Below are 21,550 nucleotides of genomic sequence, written 5' to 3' on the forward strand. Positions count from 1 at the left end.
CCTATTCCACCAGCACGAAGTGCGAAAAGCCGCCCGCGCGCAGCAGCTCCATCGCCCCAATGACACGCTGCAGATCGGCGCCGTCGCGGGCGCGCAACACGATCGTGTCCTCGGGGCTGTCGGTCAGCGCGCCGATCCGGGCAACCAGATCCTCGGGGGCAACCGCGACCCCGTTCAGCGCCATGGTATCGGGTGCGACCTCGAGCAGCCGGGGCGCGCCGGTATAGCCGCGGCCTTGCCCCGCGACCTTCAGCGGCAGGAACATGTCGGAACCAAAGCGCGAGGCCAGCATGAAGAACACCAGCAGCAGGAACACCACGTCGATCATCGGTGTCAGCGAGGGCCGCCGGCGCGGCGGAGGGGCGCCGAACGACAGTTTCATTCCGCGGCGTCCCGGCGTGCCTCTGCTCCCGCTGGCCCCTCGCCCGGACGCATCAGGATCACGGTCGCCGCATCCTCCATGTCATGGCGCAGCCGGTCGACGACGCTTTCGAACCAGGTCAGCGAGACCGAGGCGGGGATCGCGACCGTCATGCCGGCCGCGGTCGTCAGCAGCGCTTCCCAGATCCCGCCGGCCAGCAGCGAGGGATCGGCGCGCGCGCCCGCCTCCTGAAGTGCCTGAAAGGCGCCGATCATGCCCAGAACCGTGCCGAGCAGGCCCAGAAGCGGCGCAATCGTGGCGATCAGTTCGAGCGCCCGCAGACCGCTGCGCGCCTCGGCCAGCAGGCTGCGGGCGACGCGCCCGGTCTCGGCCTCGGCCGCCTCGGCGCCGATCTTTGGGTCCTGCTGGGCCTGCATCGCCGCCACCGCGAGCCGCGCGCGATAGGATCGCCGCCCTTCGACCAGCGCCATCGCCTCGGCGGCCGACCCGCGCCGCCACAGCATCGCCGCCTGTGCCGAACGGGCGCCGCCGCCAAAGGCGCCTTGCCGCAGAAACTGCCAGACCTTCCACAGGATCAACGCGACGGTCAGCACCGACAGCGCCCCGATCCCCCACATTGCGGGACCGCCTCGGGCAAGGAACCCGAACGCCAGATCGAAGGCTTGGGCCAGAGAAAACTGCATGTTCGCGACGCCACCCATCACAAACGGGTCGATTCTGCCATGGCACCATCGGTATCGCGCAGCGTGGCGCGAGGGCGGGCACAGTCTGCCCGAGCGCGGCTCTGGGCGAGCGTTGACAACATCGAGATCCCCATTTCGATGAAACCTATCAGACAGCCCGGGTGCAGCAACCCGGCGCCACCCGTTGCATACTGCACCTGAACCGAATTACCCATCCCGTCCTGCCGGTAATCCTGACGCGGCCCAAGGCCCGGATCGTGCGATCCGAGCCACAGCCCGTCTGCCAAACGCCGTGGTTGCTGGCGCCCGCCTGCACACACCCTCGCCGCCGCACACGGAGTTGTGCGTTATGCGGAAATGGACAGGACCCTGGCGCTGCCACTAGGGTTGCGCATGATCCGGTTTTTCCTGGCCCTTCTTGTCCTGGTGTCACTGAGCCTCGTTCCACTTGCGAGCGTGGCTCATGTTGCCAGCATGTCCGCTGCGTCTGGGCATGGTGGCGCCGCGATGCAGCAGCACGGCCACGACGGCGCGGGATCTGCCCTGACCCGCAGTTGCGATGCCGCGGCGGGCCAATGCGGGGCGGTCTGCTCGGGTATCGGCATCGTTCCGGCCTTTGCGCCCGGCAACGCCAGCCCTGCGTTCCTGATCCTGGCCTATGGTATCCCTGATGGACCGCGGATCGTCGGGGCCGTTCCGGACCCGGCCATCAGACCTCCGCAATCACGTCTCCTCTGAAGCTGCGCCTGGGCGAATGCCCGGCGCGATCTGCAGGATTTTCAGCCGGGACAGGTTCCCGAGGAGACATACATGACGACCATTTCAAGACGCGGCTTTCTGGCCGGCAGCAGCGCCGTGCTGGCCGCTTCGAGCCTGCCTGTCGGTTCCCGGGCACAGGGCGATGCACCGCTGTCGTTGGCGGCGACCACCCGGACGCTCGATATCGACGGGCGGGCGGCCACGGTGTTTGGCCTTGCCGGGCCGCAGGGCGAAGGGCTGATCCTTGACCCCGGACAGCGTTTCCGGGTCGACCTGACCAACGATCTCGACGTCGAGACGATCATCCACTGGCACGGTCAGATCCCGCCCAATGTGCAGGACGGCGTGCCCGACATGCCGATGCCAAAGCTGAGGCCGGGCGAGACGCGCAGCTATGACTATGCGCCGCGGCCGGGGACGCACTGGATGCACTCCCACGTGCCGCTGCAGGAGATCCGCCAGCTTGCCGCCCCCTTGATCGTGCGAAGCCCGGAGGACATCGCGGCCGACCGGCAGGAAGTCGTGCTGTTCCTGCACGACTTCTCGTTCAGCACGCCCGAGGAGGTGATGGCAGAGATCACCGCCGGACACGGCACGACCGGACACGACGATCACGGGGCGATGGGGCAGGGCGCGATGCCGGGGATGGCCGGCAGCGCCATGGCCATGGATCCGGCGGAGATGAGTGCGATGCCGATGGACGCCATGCCGATGGGGGGCATGGGCGGCATGGCGATGGACCTCAACGATTATGACTGGGACGCCTATCTGGCCAACGGCCGGACCCTGTCGGACCCCGAAGTGGTGACTGTCGAGCGTGGCGGGCGGGTCCTGCTGCGGGTCATCAATGGCGCGGCGGCGACCGTTTTCTGGATCGACACCGGTGCCGCCCCCGCGCATCTGGTCGCGGTCGATGGCCACGGCGTGGTGCCGGTGGCCGGGCGCCGGTTCGGCATCGCCATGGGCCAGCGGCTGGATATCGAGATCGCGCTGCCGGGCGAGGGCGGCGCCTGGCCGATCCTTGCGCTGCGCGAGGGCGCGCGGGACCGGACCGGGCTGATCCTGGCCACGCCGGGTGCGGCGATTGCACGGCTCGGGTCCCTGGCGGCGACCGAGGCGCCCGCCTTCGACACCGATCTGGCGCAGGAATCCCGGCTGGTGACGCGCGATCCGTTGCCCGCGCGGCCGGTCGAGCGCGGCCATATGCTGATGCTGTCGGGCGCGATGCAGCCCTATGTCTGGACCATTGACGGCCGGACCTGGGCCAACCACCTGCCAGTCGAGGCGCGCTCGGGCGAGCGGGTGGAACTGATGTTCCACAACATGTCGATGATGGGGCACCCGATGCACCTGCACGGCCATGCCTTTCAGGTCGTCGAGATCAATGGCCGGCGCCTGTCCGGCGCCCGGCGCGATACCGTCTATGTGCCGCCGATGGCGAGTGTGACCGTGGCGCTCGACGCCGGCGAGGCGGCGCGCTGGATGCTGCATTGTCACCACATGCCGCACCTTGCCACAGGCATGATGACAGAGCTTTCGGTGACCGCGTAGGGCTGAGCGCAAGCCCCGCGGCGGAGCCGGCCGATTTCTGTCCGGGTCCGCCGTCGCAAGCGACACCGGGGCCATCGTCCCGGTGTTGCAACCCGAAGGATCACCCCACATGTGCGTGTAGGGAATGGGCCGTGGACAGGGGCCGCGGTGCCCCGCTTGGCCTGGCCACAGCGGCCGCGGCGACAGTCCCGGCGAAATGAAGGAGCGAAAATGTCCTATACCCTCAACCGCCTGTTTGCCGATGGCGGCATCGACGAGGTCGAGACCCGCACCCGCAAGGCGCTGGCCGATCACGGCTTTGGAGTCCTGACCGAGATCGACGTCAGGGCCACGATGAAAAAGAAGCTCGATGTCGAGATGCCGGGGTATCGCATCCTCGGGGCCTGCAACCCGGAGATGGCCTGGCAGGCCATCGGGATGGAGCCGCGTATCGGAGCGATGCTGCCCTGCAACGTCATCCTGCGCGAGGTCGAAGGCGGCGTCGAGGTCAGCGCGATTGATCCGGTTGCCTCGATGCAGGCCATCGAAAACCCGGATCTGCAGACGGTCGCGGGGCCGATGCGCGCGCTATTGCAGACGGTGGTCGACGCGATCTGAAACCGGGGCTCCAGGGGGGCGAGGGATGCCCCCCTGGCAGAGTTCCGGCGATCCGGTGCGGACGGCTCTTTGGGCTCAGATGCCCCAGTTCGCCACGCCGACGGAAAGCGCCGGCACATAGGTGATCAGCATCAGCGCGCTGATGACCACCAGGATCGGCCAGACGAGGCTCGAAAACATCCTCTGGACCGGGATGTCCGCGACCTGTGCCGCGGCAAAAAGGTTCACCCCAAGCGGTGGCGTGAACATGCCAAGGGCGAGGTTGACCACGATGATGACCCCGAAATGCACCGGATCGATGCCGAAGGATATCGCGACCGGCGTCAGGATCGGTGCCAGCACCAGGATCGCGGCCGAGGTTTCAAGGAACATGCCGACGAAGAACAGCAGAACATTGATGCCGAGCAGGAAGAAGATGGGAGACGAGAATGTCTCTTTTGCCCAGGCGCCGATTTCGTCGGGCAGCCCGGAGAGGCTGATGAGGAAGCTGAACAGCGATGCGGCGGCAATGATCATCATCACGGCGCCCGAGGATTTTGCCGCGTGCCGGAACAGGGCCGGAAGTTCGGCAATCGTGATCTCGCGATAGATGAAGACCGAGAGGATCAGCGCATAGACGACCGACACGGCCGCCGCCTCGGTGGGCGTGAAGATGCCGCCATAGATACCGCCGATGATGATGATCGGCATCAAGAGCGCACCGAAGGCCCGGTAGGTCGCCTTGCCGATAGGCTCGCGGCTTTCTCCGTCCCGCAGGCCATAGCCTTTGCGGCGGCACCAGACCTGCACCATGATGATCAGCGCGACCACGATGGTCAGGCCGGGGACCAGCCCCGCAAGAAAGAGCTTGGTGATCGAGGTCTCGGTCGAGACGGCATAAAGGATCAGCGGCACCGAAGGCGGGATGATGACCCCGAGTTCAGCCGAGGATGCCTGGATCGAGGCGGCCATCGGCGTCGGGTATCCGTGCCGCACCATGGCCGGGATCAGGATCGAACCGATGGCGAATGTCGTTGCGACCGACGATCCCGAGATTGCCGCAAAGACCATGCAGGTCAGCACGCAAGAGCTTGCCAGTCCGCCCTGGATGCCGCCGACCAGCGACTTGACGAAGTCGACCAGCCGTTCGGATATCCCGCCATGGGTCATGATGACCCCTGCCAGGATGAAGAAGGGCACGGCCATCAGCGGGAAGCTGTCGAGACCGGTGAACATCTTCTGGGGTACGACGAGCAGCGGCAGGTTGGAAAAGAAGTGGATCGAGAAGATCGAGGCGAGGCCGATCGAAACCGCGACGGGAACCGAAAGCGCGAAAAATGTGATCAGGAAGAAGGCAAGTGCGGCGTTCATGACTCGCCCCTTTCAGCATCCGCATAGCGCAGCAGGACACCCGGAATGGCGAACAGCGCGCCGATCGGGATGGCATAGTAGAACACCGACATCGACACGTTCAGCATGGCGACCCTCTGGTTCTGGACCCGTTCCGCCATGGCAATGCCGTACCAGACCAGAACGCCGAGGAAGATCAACGTCAGCAGCATCACAAGCCGGATCACCCACAGCTGAAGACGTGGCGGCAGCAGCGCGCGCAGGAAGTCGATGGGGATCATGGTGCCGGTGCGAAACGCTGCCCCGGCGACGAGGAACGTGGACCAGATGATGATCCCGCGCGCCAGTATCTCGGACCAGACCGCCGCATCCCCGAGCAGGAAACGCGTCACCACCTGTATGAAGACCAGAAGTGTCGCGATGGCGAGTAACAGCGCTGACATATTATGTGTCAGGCGCACCACGGATTCACCCGCGGCTGTCAAGGTTTTCATTATGTCTCCTCCCGAAACAGGGGGGCCGCGGTGGCCCCCCTTTTGCCCGATCGGGCGATCCGTCGGGCGCGGTTGAATGCCGTGCCCGACGTGGTCTGTCACTTCTGTGCGTCTTGAATCCGCTGGATGAGTTCGGGCGCATAGCGATCGGCATATTCGTCATAGGCAGGTTGGACTGCGGCTGCGAAGGCATCCTTGTCAACCACCGTGACCACTTCCATCCCGTTTGCGATCATTTCCTCGACCCCGGCCGTCTCGTTTTTGGCGACGGTTTCCCGGGCTGCCGTGGCGGCGGCCTTCGCGGCTTCACGCATCCAGCCCTGCTCTTCCTCGCTCAAGGCATCCCAGTGGATCTTGGACATCACCACGACAGCGGGGGAATAGACGTGCCCGGTCAGGGTCGCGTATTTCTGGATCTCCCACATGTTGTTGGCGGTGATGATCGGCACCGGGTTTTCCTGCCCGTCGATCGTGCCCTGCTGCAGCGAGGTCAAGACCTCGGTCCAGCTCATCGGGGTCGGCGAGGCGCCGGCTGCCTTGAACGCCGCGATATGGACCTCGTTTTCCATGGTCCGCAGCTTGAGACCTTGAAGGTCCGCGGGCGTCACGATCGGGTGTTTCGAGTTGGTGACATGCCGAAACCCGTTTTCGGACCACGCCAGACCGACAAGGCCGGCGTCTTCGAACTTGGCAAGGATCTCTTGTCCGATCGGCCCGTCGAGAACCGCATGGGCCGAGTCGTAATCCTTGAACAGGAACGGGAAATCGAGCGCATAGACCTCGGGGACGAAGTTCCCGATCGGTCCGGTCGAAGAGATCGTCAGTTCGACGGTGCCGATCTGAAGTCCCTCGATCACATCCCGCTCGCCGCCAAGCGCACCGGCCGGCTTGAGCGCAATCTCGATGTCGCCGCCCGAAAGCTCTTCGGCGGTGGCCTTGAACGCCCGGCCCGCATCGCCGTAGTGGCTTTCGAGCGGCGGCGTGAAGGCAAGGTTGAAGGTCTTGGCGGATGCCGGAAGGGCAACCGCGGCCGTGCCGGCGAGCAGCGCGGCAAATACTGTAAATCGTGTCATACGAGTCCTCCCTTGGATGACAGTAAGATGTGCGGCGCGCGACTGGCGCGCGCCGCCCGTGAGTGGTGTCAGGTAATCCTCTTGACGCTTTCCAGGATCTCTTCGCGTTCGAAGACACGCTTCCAGTCGTCCCGCATCAAGACGGGAATGCCGAACTCGATAGCCTTGTTGCAGGCATCCGAGAACACGCCATCGACCTCTTCAAAGATCACGGCGCCGAGAATGTTCATGTGCCCGAGCAGGAAGTCGCGCGCGCAATCCTTGCTGACGCCGGTCTTGACCACCTCGTCCATGGCCTGCCGCATCACCACCAGAAGCGAGGCGCAGACGGTTTCGGAAAGACCGGGCTCAAGATAGGCCATCTGCTCGACGGTGCAGCGATGGGTGCGGGAGACGGGCGCATAGATGGTGCGGGCAATCTTGTCGCCAAGCGCATAGTGATCTTCCGGGCCCTGCATCAGCGCGTTCACGACGCCTTGTTCGGCCGCGATGCCACCGAAATGGTCCTTGCGGCCTGCCTCGGTCGCCTCGTTGCTGAAGATCACCGGATGGCAGGGGTGGGTGACGAAATAGGTGATGTCCTCGCGCACCGGCAGATAGCCCGCATAGGGCGCCGCAGCGTCGAGGACGACAACCATCGTGCCGGGGGCCAGTTGCGGAACGAGGTCCGCCGCGACCTTGCCGAGCACGGTGTCCGGCACCGCCAGAATAACCACGTCCGCGCCGTCGATCGCAGCTTCGGGCGTAACGGCGTCGGCGCCGATCTCGGTCTTCAGGCGCGCCTTGCCAATGTCGGATACTTCGACGTGGCGCACGTCGAAGTCGGACTTGGCCAGATTCTTGCCGAGTCGAACCCCCATCTTTCCGCCTGCACCGAACAACGCAACTACTGTCATGGAACCTCCTCCAGGTATGTCGTGTATACCTTGCTAAACTGGTATAATGAGATAACAATGTGACGATCATGTCAATAGCGGCTGTGGTCGAGTATTCGACCGGTGCCGACGTACTGGGGGGAGCGATGTCTGCTGAGTTGAAAGGTGGGGACCAGAGGGCCCCTTGGGTCACGTGGTATGGTGACGATTTCACCGGATCGGCGGCTGTCATGGAGGTTCTGGCCTTTGCGGGCGTGCCGACAGTGCTGTTTTCCGGCGTTCCCTCGGACGCGCTCCGCGACAGGTTCCGCGATGCCCGCGCCATCGGCATTGCCTCGACCGCGCGGACGAAGGATCCCGCCTGGATGGAGCAGAATCTGGCCCGGCCACTGGCCTGGCTCGATGCCTGCAAGGCACCGATTCTGCACTACAAGGTCTGCTCCACCTTCGATTCCGCGCCCGATGTCGGCTCGATCGGAAAGGCCATCGAAGTCGGTCTTTCGGTGCGGCCCGCGGCGGCGGTTGCCATGGTGACGGCGGCGCCGCAGATGCGGCGATATCAGGCGTTCGGTCACCTGTTTGCCGGAACGCTTGACGGGGTGTTCCGCCTTGACCGCCATCCGGTCATGGCGCGACATCCGGTCACCCCGATGGACGAGGCCGATCTGTTGCGCCACCTCGCCTGCCAGACCGGCCTGCCATCGGCGTTGATCGATCTCGAGATGCTGGCAAGCGATCCGCAGGCGGCGCTCGACCGGCTGGTTTCAGCGGGTGCGCGAGTCGTGTCCATCGATTCGATGGAAGAAATCTCTGAAACGGCCGCCGGCCGATTGATCTGGGAAAACCGGGACCGGCTGGGGTTCGTCGTCGGCAGCCAGGGGGTCGAATATGCGCTCGTCCGGCATTGGCTGGCCACCGGCCAGCTGGCCGAGGCGGCCCCCGCCCCCGGTGCCGGAAAGGTCGAGGCCATTGCCGTGGTCTCGGGCTCGGTTTCGCCGACCACGGCGCGACAGCTCGATCACGCGGCCGCACATGGATTTGCGCTGCTGGGCTTCCCGGCAAGCGCGGTCTGCGGCGCGCAGTCCACGCTCGATGTCGAGGTCGAGCGCCTGATTGCCGCGGGTGCCGCGGCCGCGGCACGTGGCGCAAGCCCGCTGGTCCATTCGGCCAGCGGTCCCGATGACCCGGCGGTGGCGGCGTTTCGGGCGGCCCTGTCGGGGTCGGGCCTTTCCCCCGCTGACGCCAACGCGCGAATCGGCGATGCCCTTGGCCGTATCCTTGACGGGATATTGCTTAAATCCGGTCTCAGGCGGGCGGTCATCTCGGGCGGCGATACCTCGGGCTATGGGATGGAGCGGCTGAAGCTGCAGGCGCTCGTTGCCCGCGCGCCGACGATCCCCGGCGCGTCGATCTGCACGGGCCACGGCGAGTCGCCGCACGACGGGCTGGAAATCGCCCTGAAGGGGGGGCAGATGGGGTCGGAGGACTTCTTCAGCTGGGTTCGCGATGGTGGCGGTCCCCGCTGAGGCAGGGCCGCTTTGGCCATCGACCCGTCCCCGGTTTCGCGGTTTTCGGCCTTCATTATCGGGCGCGGGAAGGCGTATGCACCCCATGTTGCACCGGTCTGCCGGCTCATAACATTCCGGGCATTCAACCTGAAGGACCCAGCCTGCATGACCGACCTCTGGTGCCAGCGCGATGATGCGCGCCCGGACAATCGCGAGAGCCGTGCCGTTACGGACCCGCCACGCCGGGACTTTGCCAGCCCGCCTTGGATGGGCGCGCAGGCCCTGCTGGCCGCTGCGGCCTTTGTCCTGCTGCTGGCGGGCACCAACACGACGACGCCGCTGTTGCCCGTTTATCGCGACGTGCTGGGGTTCTCGTCGCTATCGATCACGCTGACCTTCTCGGTCTATGTCGGGGCGCTGGTCTCGGTGCTGTTTCTGGCCACGCATCCCGCAGTGCTGCGCCGGGCCCCCCTGATGCTGGTGGTGTCGCTCGGCGTTGCCATCCTTGGCGATCTTCTGCTGGCCACGGCAACGTTGCGCGGGGTTCTGGCTGGTCGGGCGCTTGCCGGTATCTCGGGCGGGATCGGCACCGGGGCTGCGGCCTCGCTGGTCGTCGCGGCCATCGGGGCGCGCGGGCGGGCGCTGTCGGCAACCGGCAATCTGGCGGGGGCGATCCTTGGCACCGCCGCGGCCGAGCTGCTTTTGCAGCTCGTCGGCGTGCGCGCCATATCGCTCAGCTTTCACCTTCACGCCGCTGCCTGCACCCTGCTGGCGCTGCCGCTGGCCGGGTTGCTGTTGCTGCGCCGGGCCGACAACCGGCGCCTGATCCGTGTCGATCCGGTGGCGACCGGGAGCCTGGGCGCGATCCTGCGCCGGCGCCGCGTCGCGATCCTGACCGGCTGCCTCGCCTGGGCTGTCACCAGCACCTGCATCGTCTTCCTGCCGACCTATTTCGCCGACCACCAGCTGCCAGTGGTGCAGGCGGTCGGGATCCCGATGCTTCTGCTGAGCAGCCTCCTGGCGCAGCTTTTCAGCGGGGCTCTGACGCGACACCTGCCAGGGCTTTCCGGCATGGTGCCGATGGCGCTGGGGATTGTGGCCGTTCTGATCTCGGCCGGGGTCGGGTCGACCCCGTCGGGCATCGCCGGATTCATGCTGATCGGGGCAGGGGCCGGCACGGCCTATCGGATCTCGCTGGTGCTGCTGACGCTCGATGCCTCCCCCGCGGCCCAGGGCAGGCTTGCCTCGCTGTTCGCGGCGATCACCTACACCGTTGCGGCGGCGGTCGTGCTGTCGGGCGGCGCGCTGGCGCAGGGCTTTGGCATGGCGGCTGTGACCACCTGCATGCTGGCAACCGCCGGGCTGCTGGCGATTGTTGCGATTCCGGTGGCGCCGCGATTGGGGTGACCGACCCGAGCCGGGTCATGGCATCGTCGAACTGCGAGCCTGTCGAACGGACAGATGGTCTGCGCGGCCGTGCTCTCAGCGTCCGAATTTTGCCAGGGCGGCGGCAAGTTCGGGATGGGTCTCGGCATAGACCGGCAACTCGATACCGGCCTCGGCCGCTTGCCAGGCCTGACGGATCGCCGAGACACCTGCCTTTGCGCCCATCGGGTGGCCATGAATGCCGCCGCCGCCGAGATACATGAGATCAAGGCGCTGGCCGGTCCTTCGATAGGTCTCGGGTGCCTGTCCGCCCCACTGGCCGGAGCAAACCACTGGCAATGCCCGGTCGGCCTCCGTGAAGATCGGGGTGAGACAATCGTCGAAGCTGCGGACGAAGCTCTCGTCCGGCTCCCAGTATTTTGCGGCAATTCCGTTGACCTGAAACTGATCCACACCCAGCAGGCGCCAGATCTTCTGATAGGCGCGGAACTCCATGCCAAGGGCGGGGTGACGGGTCAGGATGTCCCATCCGTTGCGATGCGCGTGCAGACACAATTCGGATCGCTTGCGCAGAAAGCTCATGCCGCCATAGCCGATGGAGTTGATGTTGACGACGGCGGCCTGTCCGCCGGCCGCGCGCACCAGGTCATGGTTTCGCATCATCACATCGGGGTCGGCCGAGGAGATGCCGAAGGCGTAAAGCACGCGCTTGCCGGTCCGCTGGGCATGATCGTCGATCACCGGCATGATCGCGGCAACCCGGTCTTCCAGCGAGGAATAGCCGGGCGACATGAGCTTTTCGTCATCCTTGATGAAGTCGACCCCGGCCTCGCAAAGCTGGCGCACGACAAGCGCGGTCTCCTCCGGGCCAAGGCCCAGCGATGGCTTGATGATCGAGGCGAACATCGGCCCTTCGGGCACATCCATAAGCCGGCGCGACCCGTCGATGCCGAATTGCGGCCCCGGGTGGCAGGACCAGGCGTCGGGAAGATCGATATCCATCACCCGGACCCCCGACAGCCCGCGGACGGCAAATACCCCGCCAATGGCGATGGTCATCAGCGCGGCAATATCCGTTCCCACAGCCTCGAGCGGGAAATCGATCGCCACATCGCCGCGCAGATAGCTGGTTCCGTCCGGGTCTTCGGGACGCGGAAAGCCTGGGGTCGCGACGCTGTCGAGCGGGGTGACCGACACGACGCGTGCGGCACAGCGGGATTTGACCGCTTCGGTCTCGCCCGGAAGGTCGGTGAAGGTGCCGGTGGATTGGTCCGACGCAATCTTGGCGGCCATGGCCTCAAGGCTCTGACCTGCAAGCGCGGGGACCTCCAGACGGTATGTGACCCGGATCGCGTTAGTATCAGGGGTTTCGACCATGGTATCCTCCCAACGGATCGTAGATTTGGCATACTCATTATACCTTATGACATCAATACCAATCTGTTCCGCCCGCTGCTCGGTGGACAGGTCACAACGATCCGCGACTGTGGCGGTGACATGTGAATGCAAATGATGACTTTTGCCTCGAAGTACGTTTCGTTACAGTTTCAGGGTTGCCGCGGATCTGGCCCGTTTCGGGCGCTTGGCGGCCACTGGAAAACTTGTTGCGAAACTGAAGAAAGCGAACTACCTTGTTCAAGATGTCATGTGATCATACCAGATAGGCAGGGCCTGAGGTTCCGATGGCGCTTCGCCCCCGAACTGCGGAGACGGGGACGCCCTCAATCGGGCGACCGTTCGAAACAGGCGGCGCCAACTTAATTTCGGCGGTCATCCCGCAGACCTGCGATTCGATCGCGCCCAAACCCGGGCCGCCAGGAAAGATCCAACGAGACACCCATGCCCCGGACTTTTGAATCGAGCAACACGTCGTCAACGGAGACCCCGGCCGGGTCCCGGAATGCTGCCGAGACCGCGGACAAGATCGTTCGGCGCAAGCTTTCCGACGAGGTCTTTGACCGGCTTCGGACGATGATCGCCTCGGGCGATCTGGGTCCAGGCGACCCCATGCCCTCCGAGCGTGACCTGATGCAGCGCTTTGGCGTCGGCCGCCCGGCGGTGCGCGAGGCGCTGCAATCCATGCAGACCATGGGGCTGATCACGATTTCCCACGGCGGGCGCAGCCGGGTCAATGCGCTGACCCCCGAGAGCGTGTTGGAACGTGTCGACGAGGTGGCCCAGATCCTGCTGTCGTCGGTACCCGACCAGTTGGAGAACCTAAAGGAAGCCCGCCGGATGTTCGAGATGGGCGCGGTGCGTCTGGCGGCCGAACGTGCGACCGAGGATGACATCGCCGACCTGCGGGCCATTCTGGACCAGCAGCGCGACGACCTTGACGACCCGAAGCAATTCATCGAATCCGACATGCGGTTTCACGCGCGGATCGCCGAGATGACCGGCAACCCGATCATGGGGGCGGTGTCGCACGCCATGCTGCGCTGGTTGCTGCGCTACTACACGGCGCTGCTGCATTGGTCGGGAAACGAGGAAAAGACCCTCGCCGAACATGAGCAGATCTTTTCGCTGATTGCTGCAAAGGACCCGGTGCGGAGTGTGGACGCGATGCGCAAGCACCTCGATCGGTCCAGCGAAATGTACCGCCACGACGTCTGACAGGGGGGCTCGTCTGGCCTGTCGCTGGAAACTACGGCTTCCTGCGGTTGCCTATCGATCTTGCCTCAATCGCCGGCCGTCCGGGCCAAAGCGGAACTCCTGGCTCGGGTCCCAGACGGCACCAAGGCGGTCGCCCTCGGCCGGCACCGGCAAGACACCGTCCTGCCGGATCGTCAGGGCCTGGCCATCCGCGGTGCGCAGGTGGATCAGGGTCTCGGCTCCCAGCGGCTCGGCATAGGCGACGGTTCCCTCCAGCCGTCCCTCGGACGTGCCGACCAGCCGGACGCTTTCGGGCCGCACCCCGAGGCTGACCCCTGCAGGCGCGTTCTCGAGCGCCGCGGCATCGAGGAAATTCATCGGCGGCGAGCCGATAAATCCCGCGACGAAGGTGGTGGCAGGATTGCCATAGACCTCGAGCGGTGCACCGATCTGGTCGGCGGTGCCCTCGTTCATCACGATCATCCGGTCCGCCAGCGTCATCGCCTCGACCTGATCGTGGGTCACATACAGCGACGTCACGCCCAGCTTGCGCTGCAGCGCCTTGATCTCCAGCCGCATCTGGACCCGCAGCTTGGCGTCAAGGTTGCTGAGCGGTTCATCGAACAGGAACACGGCCGGCTTGCGGACGATGGCGCGGCCCATGGCGACCCGCTGGCGCTGTCCGCCCGAAAGCTCCCTCGGCTTTCGCTGCAGATAGGGGCCGAGCTGCAGGATCTCGGCCGCGGCCTCGACACGCGTCCGGATCTCGGCCTTCGGGACGCGGCCGATCTTCAGCCCGTAGGCCATGTTGTCAAAGACCGACATGTGCGGATAAAGCGCGTAGTTCTGGAACACCATGGCGATGTCGCGGTCCATCGGCTCGACCCCGTTGACCGGCCTGCCGCCGATCAAGACCTCGCCCGCGCTGACCGTCTCCAAGCCCGCAACCATGCGCAACAAGGTGGACTTGCCACAGCCCGAGGGGCCGACGATGACGATGAACTCGCCATCGGCGATGTCGATGTCGACGCCGTGGATGATCTCGGTCTTGCCGAAGGATTTCTTCAGGTTTTCAAGGGTGACGGTTGCCATGCTCTATTTCTCGCTGTCGACGAGGCCGCGGATGAAGAAGGTCTGCATCCCGACCACCACGGCGACCGGCGGCAGCATCGCCAGGATCGAGGTCGCCATGATGACTGGCCAGTCGGCGGTGTCGTCGCCCGACGGGAACATCTGCTTGATGCCCATGACGATGGTGTTCATCGACGGGTCGGTGGTGATCAGAAGCGGCCAGAGATACTGGTTCCAGCCATAGATGAAGAGGATGACGAACAGCGCCGCGATATTGGTCCGGCTCATCGGCAGCAGGATGTCGAAGAAGAACCGCATCGGCCGGGCACCGTCGACCCGCGCCGCCTCTGCCAGCTCGTCGGGTACGGTCATGAAAAACTGCCGGAACAGAAAGGTCGCCGTGGCCGAGGCGATCAGCGGGAAGATCAGCCCCGAATAGCTGTTGAGCATGCCAAAGCTTGCCGCGACCTCGTAGGTCGGCACGATGCGCACCTCGACCGGCAGCATCAGCGTCAGGAAGATCAGCCAGAAGAAGATCTGCCGCCCCGGAAACCGGAAATAGACGATGGCAAAGGCCGAGATGATCGAGATCGCGATCTTGCCCACCGCAATCCCCACCGCCATCACCGCCGAGTTGAACAGCATCCGCGCCACCGGCGCATTGATGCCCGCGCTCAGCGCGCGGCCGTAGTTCTCGACCAACTTGTCGCCGGGCAACAGCGGCATCGGCGGTCGCACGATGTCCTGCTGGCTGACGGTCGAGGCGACGAACGCGAGCCAGATCGGAAAGAAGATGAACAGGATGCCGACGATCAGACCGAGGTGGGTCAGCCAGATCCCAAGCCCGCGCGATTGCACCATGCCGCCACGATCCGCCATCAGTAATGCACCCGGCGTTCGAGGTAGCGGAACTGGATGACGGTCAGGATCGACACGAGCACGAGCAGGATCACCGATTGTGCCGCCGAAGATCCCAGATCCTGCCCGATGAAGCCGTCGGAATAGACCTTGTAGACCAGGATCGTGGTTGCCTGCTGCGGCCCGCCCGAGGTGATGGTGTGGATCACCCCGAAGGTCTCGAAAAAGGCATAGACGATGTTGACCACCAGCAGGAAAAAGGTGGTGGGGGACAGAAGCGGGAAGACGATGGTGCGGAAGCGTGTCCAGAACCGCGCCCCGTCGATCGCCGCCGCCTCGATCACCGAGCGCGGGATCGCCTGCAATCCGGCCAGAAAGAACAGGAAGTTGTAGCTGATCCGCCCCCAGGCCGAGGCAACGACGACCAGCCCCATCGCCTCGCGCGGGTTCAGCACGTGGTTCCAGTCATAGCCGAGCTGCCCGAGATACCAGGTGACGACGCCGACGCGGGTGTTGAACATGAACAGCCACAGCACGCCCGCGACCGCCGGGGCGACCGCATAGGGCCAGATCAGCAGCGTCCGGTAGGTGCCCGATCCCTTGATCAGCCGGTCGGCCAGCACCGCAAGGTAAAGCGCCACGCCCATCGAGACCGCCGTCACGAGGGTCGAGAACACCGCCGTGGTGACGAACGAGGCGCGGTAATAGGGATCGGACAACAGGAATTCGAAGTTCCCGAGGCCGACATATTGCATCGACAGCCCGAAAGGATCGGGGATGAACAGCGACTGCCAGACAGCCTTGCCCGCCGGATAGAAGAAGAACACCGCCGTGATGACGATCTGCGGCAGAACGAGCAGGATGGGCAGCCAGAGGCCCTTGAAGGTGACACGCTTTTCCATGGCGAAGGGCGCACCCCGGACCGGCCGGGGCGCGCCTGTCTCAGCGGTTGGCTTGTTCGAACCGGCGCAGCAACTGGTTGCCGCGTTCGGCTGCGTTATCAAGTGCCGCCTGTGCGGTCTTGTCGCCGGTCCAGACCGCCTCCAGTTCTTCGTCGATGATGGTGCGGATCTGGTCGAAGGATCCCAGCCGGATGCCCTTGGAATTGGCCGTCGGCTCCTTCGTCGTCATCTGGATCACGGCAACGTCGGTGCCGGGGTTCGCGGCATAGAAGCCCTGTTCGCGCGTCAGCTCTCCGGCCGCCTTGGTGATCGGCAGATAGCCGGTGTCCTGGTGCCACTTGGCCTGGATCTCGGGCGAGGACAGGAAGTTCAGGAAGGCCGCCGTCGCCTTGTATTGCTCGGGCGTGTGCCCGGCCATCACCCAGAGCGAGGCGCCGCCAATGATCGTGTTCTGGGGCGCGCCCTCGACCCCGGCCCAATAGGGCAGCGGGCGAACGTCGAAGTCGAACTGCGCCTCGGACTTGATCCCGGCGTAGCCTGCCGAGCTTTCGGTGAACAGCGCGCATTCCCCGGCGCGGAAGTTCGCCCCGCCCTCGTTGCGGCGGCCGGTATAGACGAACTTGCCGTCCTTCGCCCAGTCGCCGAGGGTCTGGATGTGCTGGACCTGCAGCGGGCCGTTCAGTTCGAGCACGGTGTCGAGCCCGGCAAAGCCGTTCTCTTCGCTAGCAAACGGCACGTTGTGATAGGCCGACAGGTTTTCAAGCTGGATCCAGCTTTGCCAGGCGGTGGTCAGCGGGCAGGTGTTTCCGGCGGCTTTCAACTGGTCGAGAACCTCGCCGACCTGTTGCCAGGTGGTCAGATCGACATCGGGGTCGATGCCTGCGGTCTCGAGCGCGTCGCGGTTGACCCACAGCACCGGGGTCGAGGAATTGAACGGCATCGACAGCATGTTGCCGTCGGTGTCGGTGTAGTATCCCTTGACCGCACCGATGAAGGCGTCGGGGTCGAAATCGGTGTTCGACTGCGCCATCAGCTCATAGACCGGCACGATCGCGCCCTTGGCCGCCATCATGGTTGCGGTCCCGACCTCGAAAACCATCAGGATCTCGGGCTGTTCCTTGGCACGGAAGGCGGCGATGCCGGCGTTCAGCGTTTCGGAATAATTGCCTTTGTAGTTCGCCGTCACGACATAGTCGCTTTGGGCGTTGTTGAAGGTCTCGACCTGTTCGGCCACCAGATCACCCAGCCTGCCGGTGAAGGCGTGCCAGAACTGGATCTCGGTCTGTGCCAGGGCCGCCTGGGCCGAGCCCAGCGTTGCCGCAAGCGCCAGCACGGACGTTGCATGTCTCATGAATTCCTCCCGTCTTTTCTCTTTCTTGCCGAGGCACCTTGCCCGCACCGACGTTTCCGGCGGTGCTCCTCCTGGACAGTCGGGCCTCTGCTACAGGTTTGCCGCGTATGGGCATGGCTTGTCATCCCCCTTCTTGTCCGGACGGTGGATGGATGGCGCGACGGTTCGGCCGGGCACCTGCCGAATTCGGGTCGGGATAGCGTCGCGCGCTACATCCGGTCCTGTCAGGGATGGCGCGCCCGTTCGCTGTCAGGCGTCCGCGCTTTGCAGGCCGGGCAGGGCCGCGACGATCTCGTCCCACGCGGGGCGGAAATCCATTGCTTCGGTGCGCCGGCCGAAGATCTGAAAGATCAGCCCGCCCTCGGCATCGAAAACCTCGACCGAGACCGCCGGGCCGCGCTGCGTCGGCTTGTCGACGGCCCAGACCTCGGCGATGTGATCGGCGCGCAGGTGCAGGTTGAACCCGTCGTCGAGCACGTTCTGCCATGGCCCCGTGGGCGCAAGCGACAGGATCGGTCCGCCGTGGATCTCGATGCAGCCCCGGTTGCCGACGAACAGCATGACCTCGATGCCCTGCGCCTTCACCGCTTCCAGCATCTTGTTGACCGCACCAACCGCCAACTGCCGGGCAAGTGGCGCACCGGCGATCCGGTAGGCGCCAAGGCGGTTCATCTTCAGCCGGGAGGTCAGGCGCAGGAACTGGTGCGTGTCCGTCAGCTTGGCCCATTCCTCGCGAAGCTGTCCGGCCTTGTCAGGATTTGCCTTTGCCGGCTCGACGGGTTGCCGCGGCGCGACGGCGAGGGCGCAGGATTGTTCGTCGAGCGCCAGTCTCGGCACCAGCGCCTGCCAGTAATCGAGGTTCGATCCGTCGCCCAGATGCACCTTGTGCACCGCGTCGCCGGCCGCATCGAACACCTGGATCGAACGCCGCGTGCCGGCCGCCGTCCGACGCTCGACCGCGAAGGCCGAGACCCAGTGCGACGGGAACATCCGCAGATCGATCTCGGGTGTCAGAACCATCGCCGCGTGCTGGCCGGGTCGGTAAGTGTCATAGGTCCCGACCTTCTCGATCACGCAGGAGCGATTGCGGGTCAGGGCCATGACCTCGCCCAGCCCGGCCAGGTGCGGCATCAGATCGTCGGGATGCGCGCCTATCCGTGTCGCCCCGTGGCCGACATGTGCCGCAACAAGCTCGGCCTCGGAAATCCCCAGTCCGTCGGCCAGATCCCTGTCATAGCTTCGGGCGTCTTCAATACGGGCGGCGCGAATTTCGGCCGCGGTCAGGATTGCCTGATATGTCATGTCATCTGTCTCGCACATTCAGTGTCGGGGGGGCATCGTCGGAGGGCCCGTCTGCGGCGGCAAGTGGAAACGCCCCTCGGCAGGAAAACCTGGCAAAAGGCGTGCCCGGAGCGAACAAACTTATCTCGATAAAATTAGTATGTTATAATGGTGAGTACAAGGCGGAGGCGGGGATTTCGAGACACTCAACAACAGGTCTGCGCCAGTTCCCTCGTCAGCATCCGGTCGTAGGACATGCTGCAAAGGAAACAGCACTGCGACTGTCAATTCCCGAAAGGCCGTGCCGCATTGAGGTGGCGCTTGGCGCATGTCACAAGCCCAACTGCGCAGCAACGAAGTTGGCGCGCTGCGCTATGTCGGTCCGTGGAAGCTCCGTAATCGCGTATCCGAGCGCGGCGTAGGTGTCGCGCATGGTCGCGCAGGTCGCTTCGGCCTCAGTCCGGCTTTGCTTGCGCTCGATGTCCTGCGTGAAGATCTCGTCCCAGTAGGGCGCCAGCAAGACGCGGCTGTTGTAGCGGGCTGCCTTGGCTGCTGCGGCGATGTGGGGCGGCACGGGGAGCCCGCAGAGCGTCAGGTAGCCCATGATGTCGGGAATGCCCCGGTCGAAGATCACTGGCCCTGTCAGGCGCTCTGCCGCACCGTAGGCGCGGAGGTCCCGTTCCAGCATCCGTTCGGCATAGGCCAGGCGATCCGCCCAGGGAAGGGCGCTGCCGCCGGTTAGCATTTCCTCGCGGATGATCGCGCGGCCGGATTCGGGGATCGTGTGGAAGCCGCGGCGGGCGAGTTCGGTGATGAGGCTGGTCTTACCCGCACCGGGGCCGCCCGTCACGACGAAGAAATGGTCACTCATGGGCCATCCTCGGGTTCGACAGGGAAATGGCTGCGCAGCGATCGGCACGCCATCGGCAAGGATCGAAGCAGCATGGATTTTGATAGGGAAAACAGCACCCGTCTGCGCGGCAGAGGCAAACCCTCTGACGAGAAAGGCAGACCTATCTGGTGCGTTTCAAACGGTTGGCAGAGGTCACAAAGGTCTGCCTCTGGGGCTGTAAGATATCGTTTGGAAAGAAAGCGACGCAATTTCGGCGCGGAGCCGAGATTGCCTCCCTTGTTCGAAAGGTTTGCCTTTCGTGGGCCGCGCGCCGCTCGCTAGGCCCGCCAAGCTGCCGTTCGTGCAGGGCGCGGCGAACGACCCCTCCGAGCCCTTAATGCCGGTTAACTCAGGCACCAGTTTTTCTGCGAGCCCTCTGCCATCGGGCAATATCCCCCAGAATTTCAATTACCTGGCTTCCGTCAGATGTCAGGGAGTACCGGGTGCCGCCAGCCGAACGTTCGACAAGACGATCTTTCTCAAGTTCGCGCAACGCTCGGACAAGCACCCTTCGGTCCGCCACGGCGAGACGACCTTGCAGAGCTGGTATATCACTCTCAGTTTCCGAAAGCACCATAAGGATAGATGCTTTCCACTGTCCTCGAATGGCTTGCATACCAACCGCAAGATCACACCATTTCTGCAGGTTCGCACGATTTCGCTCTTGTGTCGTAGCGGGCGTACGAAACCCTCTGTCAAAATTGTCAGACTTGTTCATGGGACCTTAGGGCTGAATACCGATCTCCCGTAATATGGAGACCAGAGTATGACTGAACAACTGTTTGTCGGATTTCACCATTTTGCCATGCGCACCCCAGATTTGCAGCGTTCGATCACGTTCTACGAAGCGCTGGGTTTCCGGCAGGTGCACGAGTGGGCACTGCCAGATTATGGGATCGATCGTGCCGTTATGATGCAAGCGGCCGACACTAAAAGCTGGATCGAGATTTTCGACCTGAAGGCAGGTATCCCGATGCAGGGACGGGGCGCGAAAGTCGGCCAAGCTATCGCGACGGGCGCACTCGCGCATATTTGCCTGACAGTAAATGACTTGGAGAAAGCATGCGCGCGGATCGTCGAAGCAGGCGCTACGCATCTGCATGGCCCTGAAAATCTTGGACTTGGCCAACCTGAGGTGAGCGTACAAAACGCGATCTTTGAAGGCCCCGCTGGGGAAGTGATTGAGCTACTGCAGCACGTTCGTTTTCCGGGTGATCTGCCGGAGGCAGAGTGAATGCGAAGGTCGGTGACCTTCCCTACGACGCCTTATGAGTTAGTCCAGATGTTCGAGCGCGAGTTTCTCCGGCGGAACCGATAACATTGTGGCCGGAGCGGTCCTTGGCATCCAAACAACGAAAGCCCGCTCAGTCCCGCACTGTGGACACTCGCGCCAGCGGCAGCGATGGGCCGCTTCTCCATAGACAGTCCGGCCAGAGGCAACGCCTCTGACGAAAAGGGCAGACCTATCTGGTGCTTTTCAACGGTGATTGGTGGAGCCAAGGGGGATCGAACCCCTGACCTCTTGCATGCCATGCAAGCGCTCTCCCAGCTGAGCTATGGCCCCGGTAGCGCGGTGTCTAGTCACGCGCTGGGGGGAGTTCAAGAAGAAAATGCTCCCCCCAAAAACGGAATTCTGTCAGGATTCCTCGTCGTCGGCTTCGACCTCGGCCAGGTCATCGAACGAGACGCTGTCGTCGTCGGCGTCCTCGTCCAGCACGTCGTCATCGAGATCGACATCTGCGTCGGCGTCAAGAACGTCGGCGTCATCTTCGATCAGGACGTCTTCGTCTGGCTCGACCACCTTTTCCTTCACGTCCTTGATCAGGACGCGGGATTTGTTGCCGGTGTCGAGGGTCACGACTTCGCCGGTATAGGGTGAAACGATCGGGTTGCGGCCGAGATCGTAGAACCGTTTCCCGGTGGTCGGGCAGACACGCTTGACTCCCCATTCTTCCTTGGGCATCGA

The 21,550-nt window shown here is 64.3% G+C and carries 21 protein-coding genes and 1 tRNA gene; 6 read left to right on the plus strand and 16 right to left on the minus strand.

The window, feature by feature from the left end:
• Window position 1 precedes the first annotated feature (1 nt).
• Window positions 2–382 carry a biopolymer transporter ExbD gene (locus DQG17_RS00105; protein ID WP_116130737.1) on the minus strand — a complete coding sequence of 127 codons (381 nt, stop codon included), beginning with the start codon at window positions 380–382 and terminating at the stop codon, window positions 2–4.
• Window positions 379–1,065 (minus strand): MotA/TolQ/ExbB proton channel family protein, encoded by a 687-nt coding sequence (locus DQG17_RS00110; RefSeq protein ID WP_198665997.1) that lies wholly within the window; start codon window positions 1,063–1,065, stop codon window positions 379–381. The genes DQG17_RS00105 and DQG17_RS00110 overlap by 4 nt, the downstream gene beginning before the upstream one ends.
• Window positions 1,066–1,875: 810 nt before the next feature.
• On the opposite strand from DQG17_RS00110, the gene DQG17_RS00125 reads away from it, so the two are divergent.
• Together DQG17_RS00125 and DQG17_RS00130 are read left to right on the plus strand one after the other, a co-directional pair.
• On the plus strand, window positions 1,876–3,375 hold the full coding sequence (locus DQG17_RS00125) for a multicopper oxidase family protein (protein WP_116130741.1): 1,500 nt from the start codon (window positions 1,876–1,878) through the stop codon (window positions 3,373–3,375).
• Window positions 3,376–3,585: 210 nt separating this feature from the next.
• Complete coding sequence (locus DQG17_RS00130) at window positions 3,586–3,972, plus strand: DUF302 domain-containing protein (RefSeq protein WP_116130742.1); 387 nt, start codon at window positions 3,586–3,588, stop codon at window positions 3,970–3,972.
• Window positions 3,973–4,047: 75 nt separating this feature from the next.
• On the opposite strand, the gene DQG17_RS00135 is transcribed toward DQG17_RS00130, so the two are convergent.
• The 4 genes from DQG17_RS00135 to DQG17_RS00150 form a co-directional block, all read right to left on the minus strand.
• On the minus strand, window positions 4,048–5,322 hold the full coding sequence (locus DQG17_RS00135) for a TRAP transporter large permease (RefSeq protein ID WP_116130743.1): 1,275 nt from the start codon (window positions 5,320–5,322) through the stop codon (window positions 4,048–4,050).
• Window positions 5,319–5,795, minus strand: coding sequence for a TRAP transporter small permease (locus DQG17_RS00140; RefSeq protein WP_116130744.1), 477 nt, complete (start codon window positions 5,793–5,795; stop codon window positions 5,319–5,321). The genes DQG17_RS00135 and DQG17_RS00140 overlap by 4 nt, the downstream gene beginning before the upstream one ends.
• Window positions 5,796–5,893: 98 nt before the next feature.
• Window positions 5,894–6,868, minus strand: coding sequence for a TRAP transporter substrate-binding protein (locus tag DQG17_RS00145; RefSeq protein ID WP_116130745.1), 975 nt, complete (start codon window positions 6,866–6,868; stop codon window positions 5,894–5,896).
• A 68-nt stretch (window positions 6,869–6,936) separates the two neighbouring features.
• Window positions 6,937–7,764: a phosphogluconate dehydrogenase C-terminal domain-containing protein gene (locus DQG17_RS00150; RefSeq protein WP_116130746.1), complete on the minus strand. Its 828-nt coding sequence runs from the start codon at window positions 7,762–7,764 to the stop codon at window positions 6,937–6,939.
• A gap of 68 nt (window positions 7,765–7,832) precedes the next feature.
• On the opposite strand from DQG17_RS00150, the gene DQG17_RS00155 reads away from it, so the two are divergent.
• Both DQG17_RS00155 and DQG17_RS00160 read left to right on the plus strand, forming a co-directional pair.
• Window positions 7,833–9,269 carry a four-carbon acid sugar kinase family protein gene (locus DQG17_RS00155; RefSeq protein WP_232829277.1) on the plus strand — a complete coding sequence of 479 codons (1,437 nt, stop codon included), beginning with the start codon at window positions 7,833–7,835 and terminating at the stop codon, window positions 9,267–9,269.
• Window positions 9,270–9,416: 147 nt separating this feature from the next.
• Window positions 9,417–10,658 carry an MFS transporter gene (locus DQG17_RS00160; RefSeq protein ID WP_116130748.1) on the plus strand — a complete coding sequence of 414 codons (1,242 nt, stop codon included), beginning with the start codon at window positions 9,417–9,419 and terminating at the stop codon, window positions 10,656–10,658.
• Between the two features lie 75 nt (window positions 10,659–10,733).
• On the opposite strand, the gene oiaX is transcribed toward DQG17_RS00160, so the two are convergent.
• Complete coding sequence (gene oiaX, locus DQG17_RS00165) at window positions 10,734–12,014, minus strand: 3-oxo-isoapionate-4-phosphate decarboxylase OiaX (RefSeq protein WP_116130749.1); 1,281 nt, start codon at window positions 12,012–12,014, stop codon at window positions 10,734–10,736.
• Window positions 12,015–12,476: 462 nt separating this feature from the next.
• On the opposite strand from oiaX, the gene nanR reads away from it, so the two are divergent.
• A complete protein-coding gene (gene nanR, locus DQG17_RS00170) occupies window positions 12,477–13,250 on the plus strand; it encodes a transcriptional regulator NanR (RefSeq protein ID WP_116130750.1) in 774 nt (257 codons plus the stop codon).
• Window positions 13,251–13,301: 51 nt separating this feature from the next.
• On the opposite strand, the gene DQG17_RS00175 is transcribed toward nanR, so the two are convergent.
• The 7 genes from DQG17_RS00175 to DQG17_RS22105 form a co-directional block, all read right to left on the minus strand.
• Window positions 13,302–14,321, minus strand: coding sequence for an ABC transporter ATP-binding protein (locus DQG17_RS00175; protein ID WP_116130751.1), 1,020 nt, complete (start codon window positions 14,319–14,321; stop codon window positions 13,302–13,304).
• 3 nt (window positions 14,322–14,324) lie between these two features.
• Complete coding sequence (ugpE, locus tag DQG17_RS00180) at window positions 14,325–15,161, minus strand: sn-glycerol-3-phosphate ABC transporter permease UgpE (protein WP_116130752.1); 837 nt, start codon at window positions 15,159–15,161, stop codon at window positions 14,325–14,327.
• A gap of 17 nt (window positions 15,162–15,178) precedes the next feature.
• Window positions 15,179–16,060: a sn-glycerol-3-phosphate ABC transporter permease UgpA gene (gene ugpA, locus DQG17_RS00185; RefSeq protein ID WP_116130753.1), complete on the minus strand. Its 882-nt coding sequence runs from the start codon at window positions 16,058–16,060 to the stop codon at window positions 15,179–15,181.
• A 40-nt stretch (window positions 16,061–16,100) separates the two neighbouring features.
• Window positions 16,101–17,411 (minus strand): sn-glycerol-3-phosphate ABC transporter substrate-binding protein UgpB, encoded by a 1,311-nt coding sequence (gene ugpB / locus DQG17_RS00190; RefSeq protein ID WP_116130754.1) that lies wholly within the window; start codon window positions 17,409–17,411, stop codon window positions 16,101–16,103.
• A gap of 249 nt (window positions 17,412–17,660) precedes the next feature.
• Window positions 17,661–18,713 (minus strand): hemin-degrading factor, encoded by a 1,053-nt coding sequence (locus DQG17_RS00195; RefSeq protein ID WP_116130755.1) that lies wholly within the window; start codon window positions 18,711–18,713, stop codon window positions 17,661–17,663.
• Between the two features lie 310 nt (window positions 18,714–19,023).
• A complete protein-coding gene (locus tag DQG17_RS00200; RefSeq protein WP_116130756.1) occupies window positions 19,024–19,563 on the minus strand; it encodes an AAA family ATPase in 540 nt (179 codons plus the stop codon).
• 370 nt (window positions 19,564–19,933) lie between these two features.
• Window positions 19,934–20,302, minus strand: coding sequence for a winged helix-turn-helix transcriptional regulator (locus DQG17_RS22105; protein WP_116130757.1), 369 nt, complete (start codon window positions 20,300–20,302; stop codon window positions 19,934–19,936).
• A gap of 48 nt (window positions 20,303–20,350) precedes the next feature.
• Here DQG17_RS22105 and DQG17_RS00210 point away from each other — a divergent pair, with 48 nt between their 5' ends.
• Window positions 20,351–20,818 (plus strand): VOC family protein, encoded by a 468-nt coding sequence (locus DQG17_RS00210; RefSeq protein WP_116130758.1) that lies wholly within the window; start codon window positions 20,351–20,353, stop codon window positions 20,816–20,818.
• Window positions 20,819–21,072: 254 nt separating this feature from the next.
• On the opposite strand, the gene DQG17_RS00215 is transcribed toward DQG17_RS00210, so the two are convergent.
• Both DQG17_RS00215 and DQG17_RS00220 read right to left on the minus strand, forming a co-directional pair.
• Window positions 21,073–21,148: transfer RNA gene (locus DQG17_RS00215), tRNA-Ala, on the minus strand.
• A gap of 72 nt (window positions 21,149–21,220) precedes the next feature.
• Window positions 21,221–21,547 carry a TIGR02300 family protein gene (locus DQG17_RS00220; RefSeq protein WP_116130759.1) on the minus strand — a complete coding sequence of 109 codons (327 nt, stop codon included), beginning with the start codon at window positions 21,545–21,547 and terminating at the stop codon, window positions 21,221–21,223.
• Window positions 21,548–21,550: the final 3 nt, after the last annotated feature.

Source organism: Tropicimonas sp. IMCC34043 (assembly GCF_003390845.1).
Taxonomy (GTDB): Bacteria; Pseudomonadota; Alphaproteobacteria; order Rhodobacterales; family Rhodobacteraceae; genus Tropicimonas.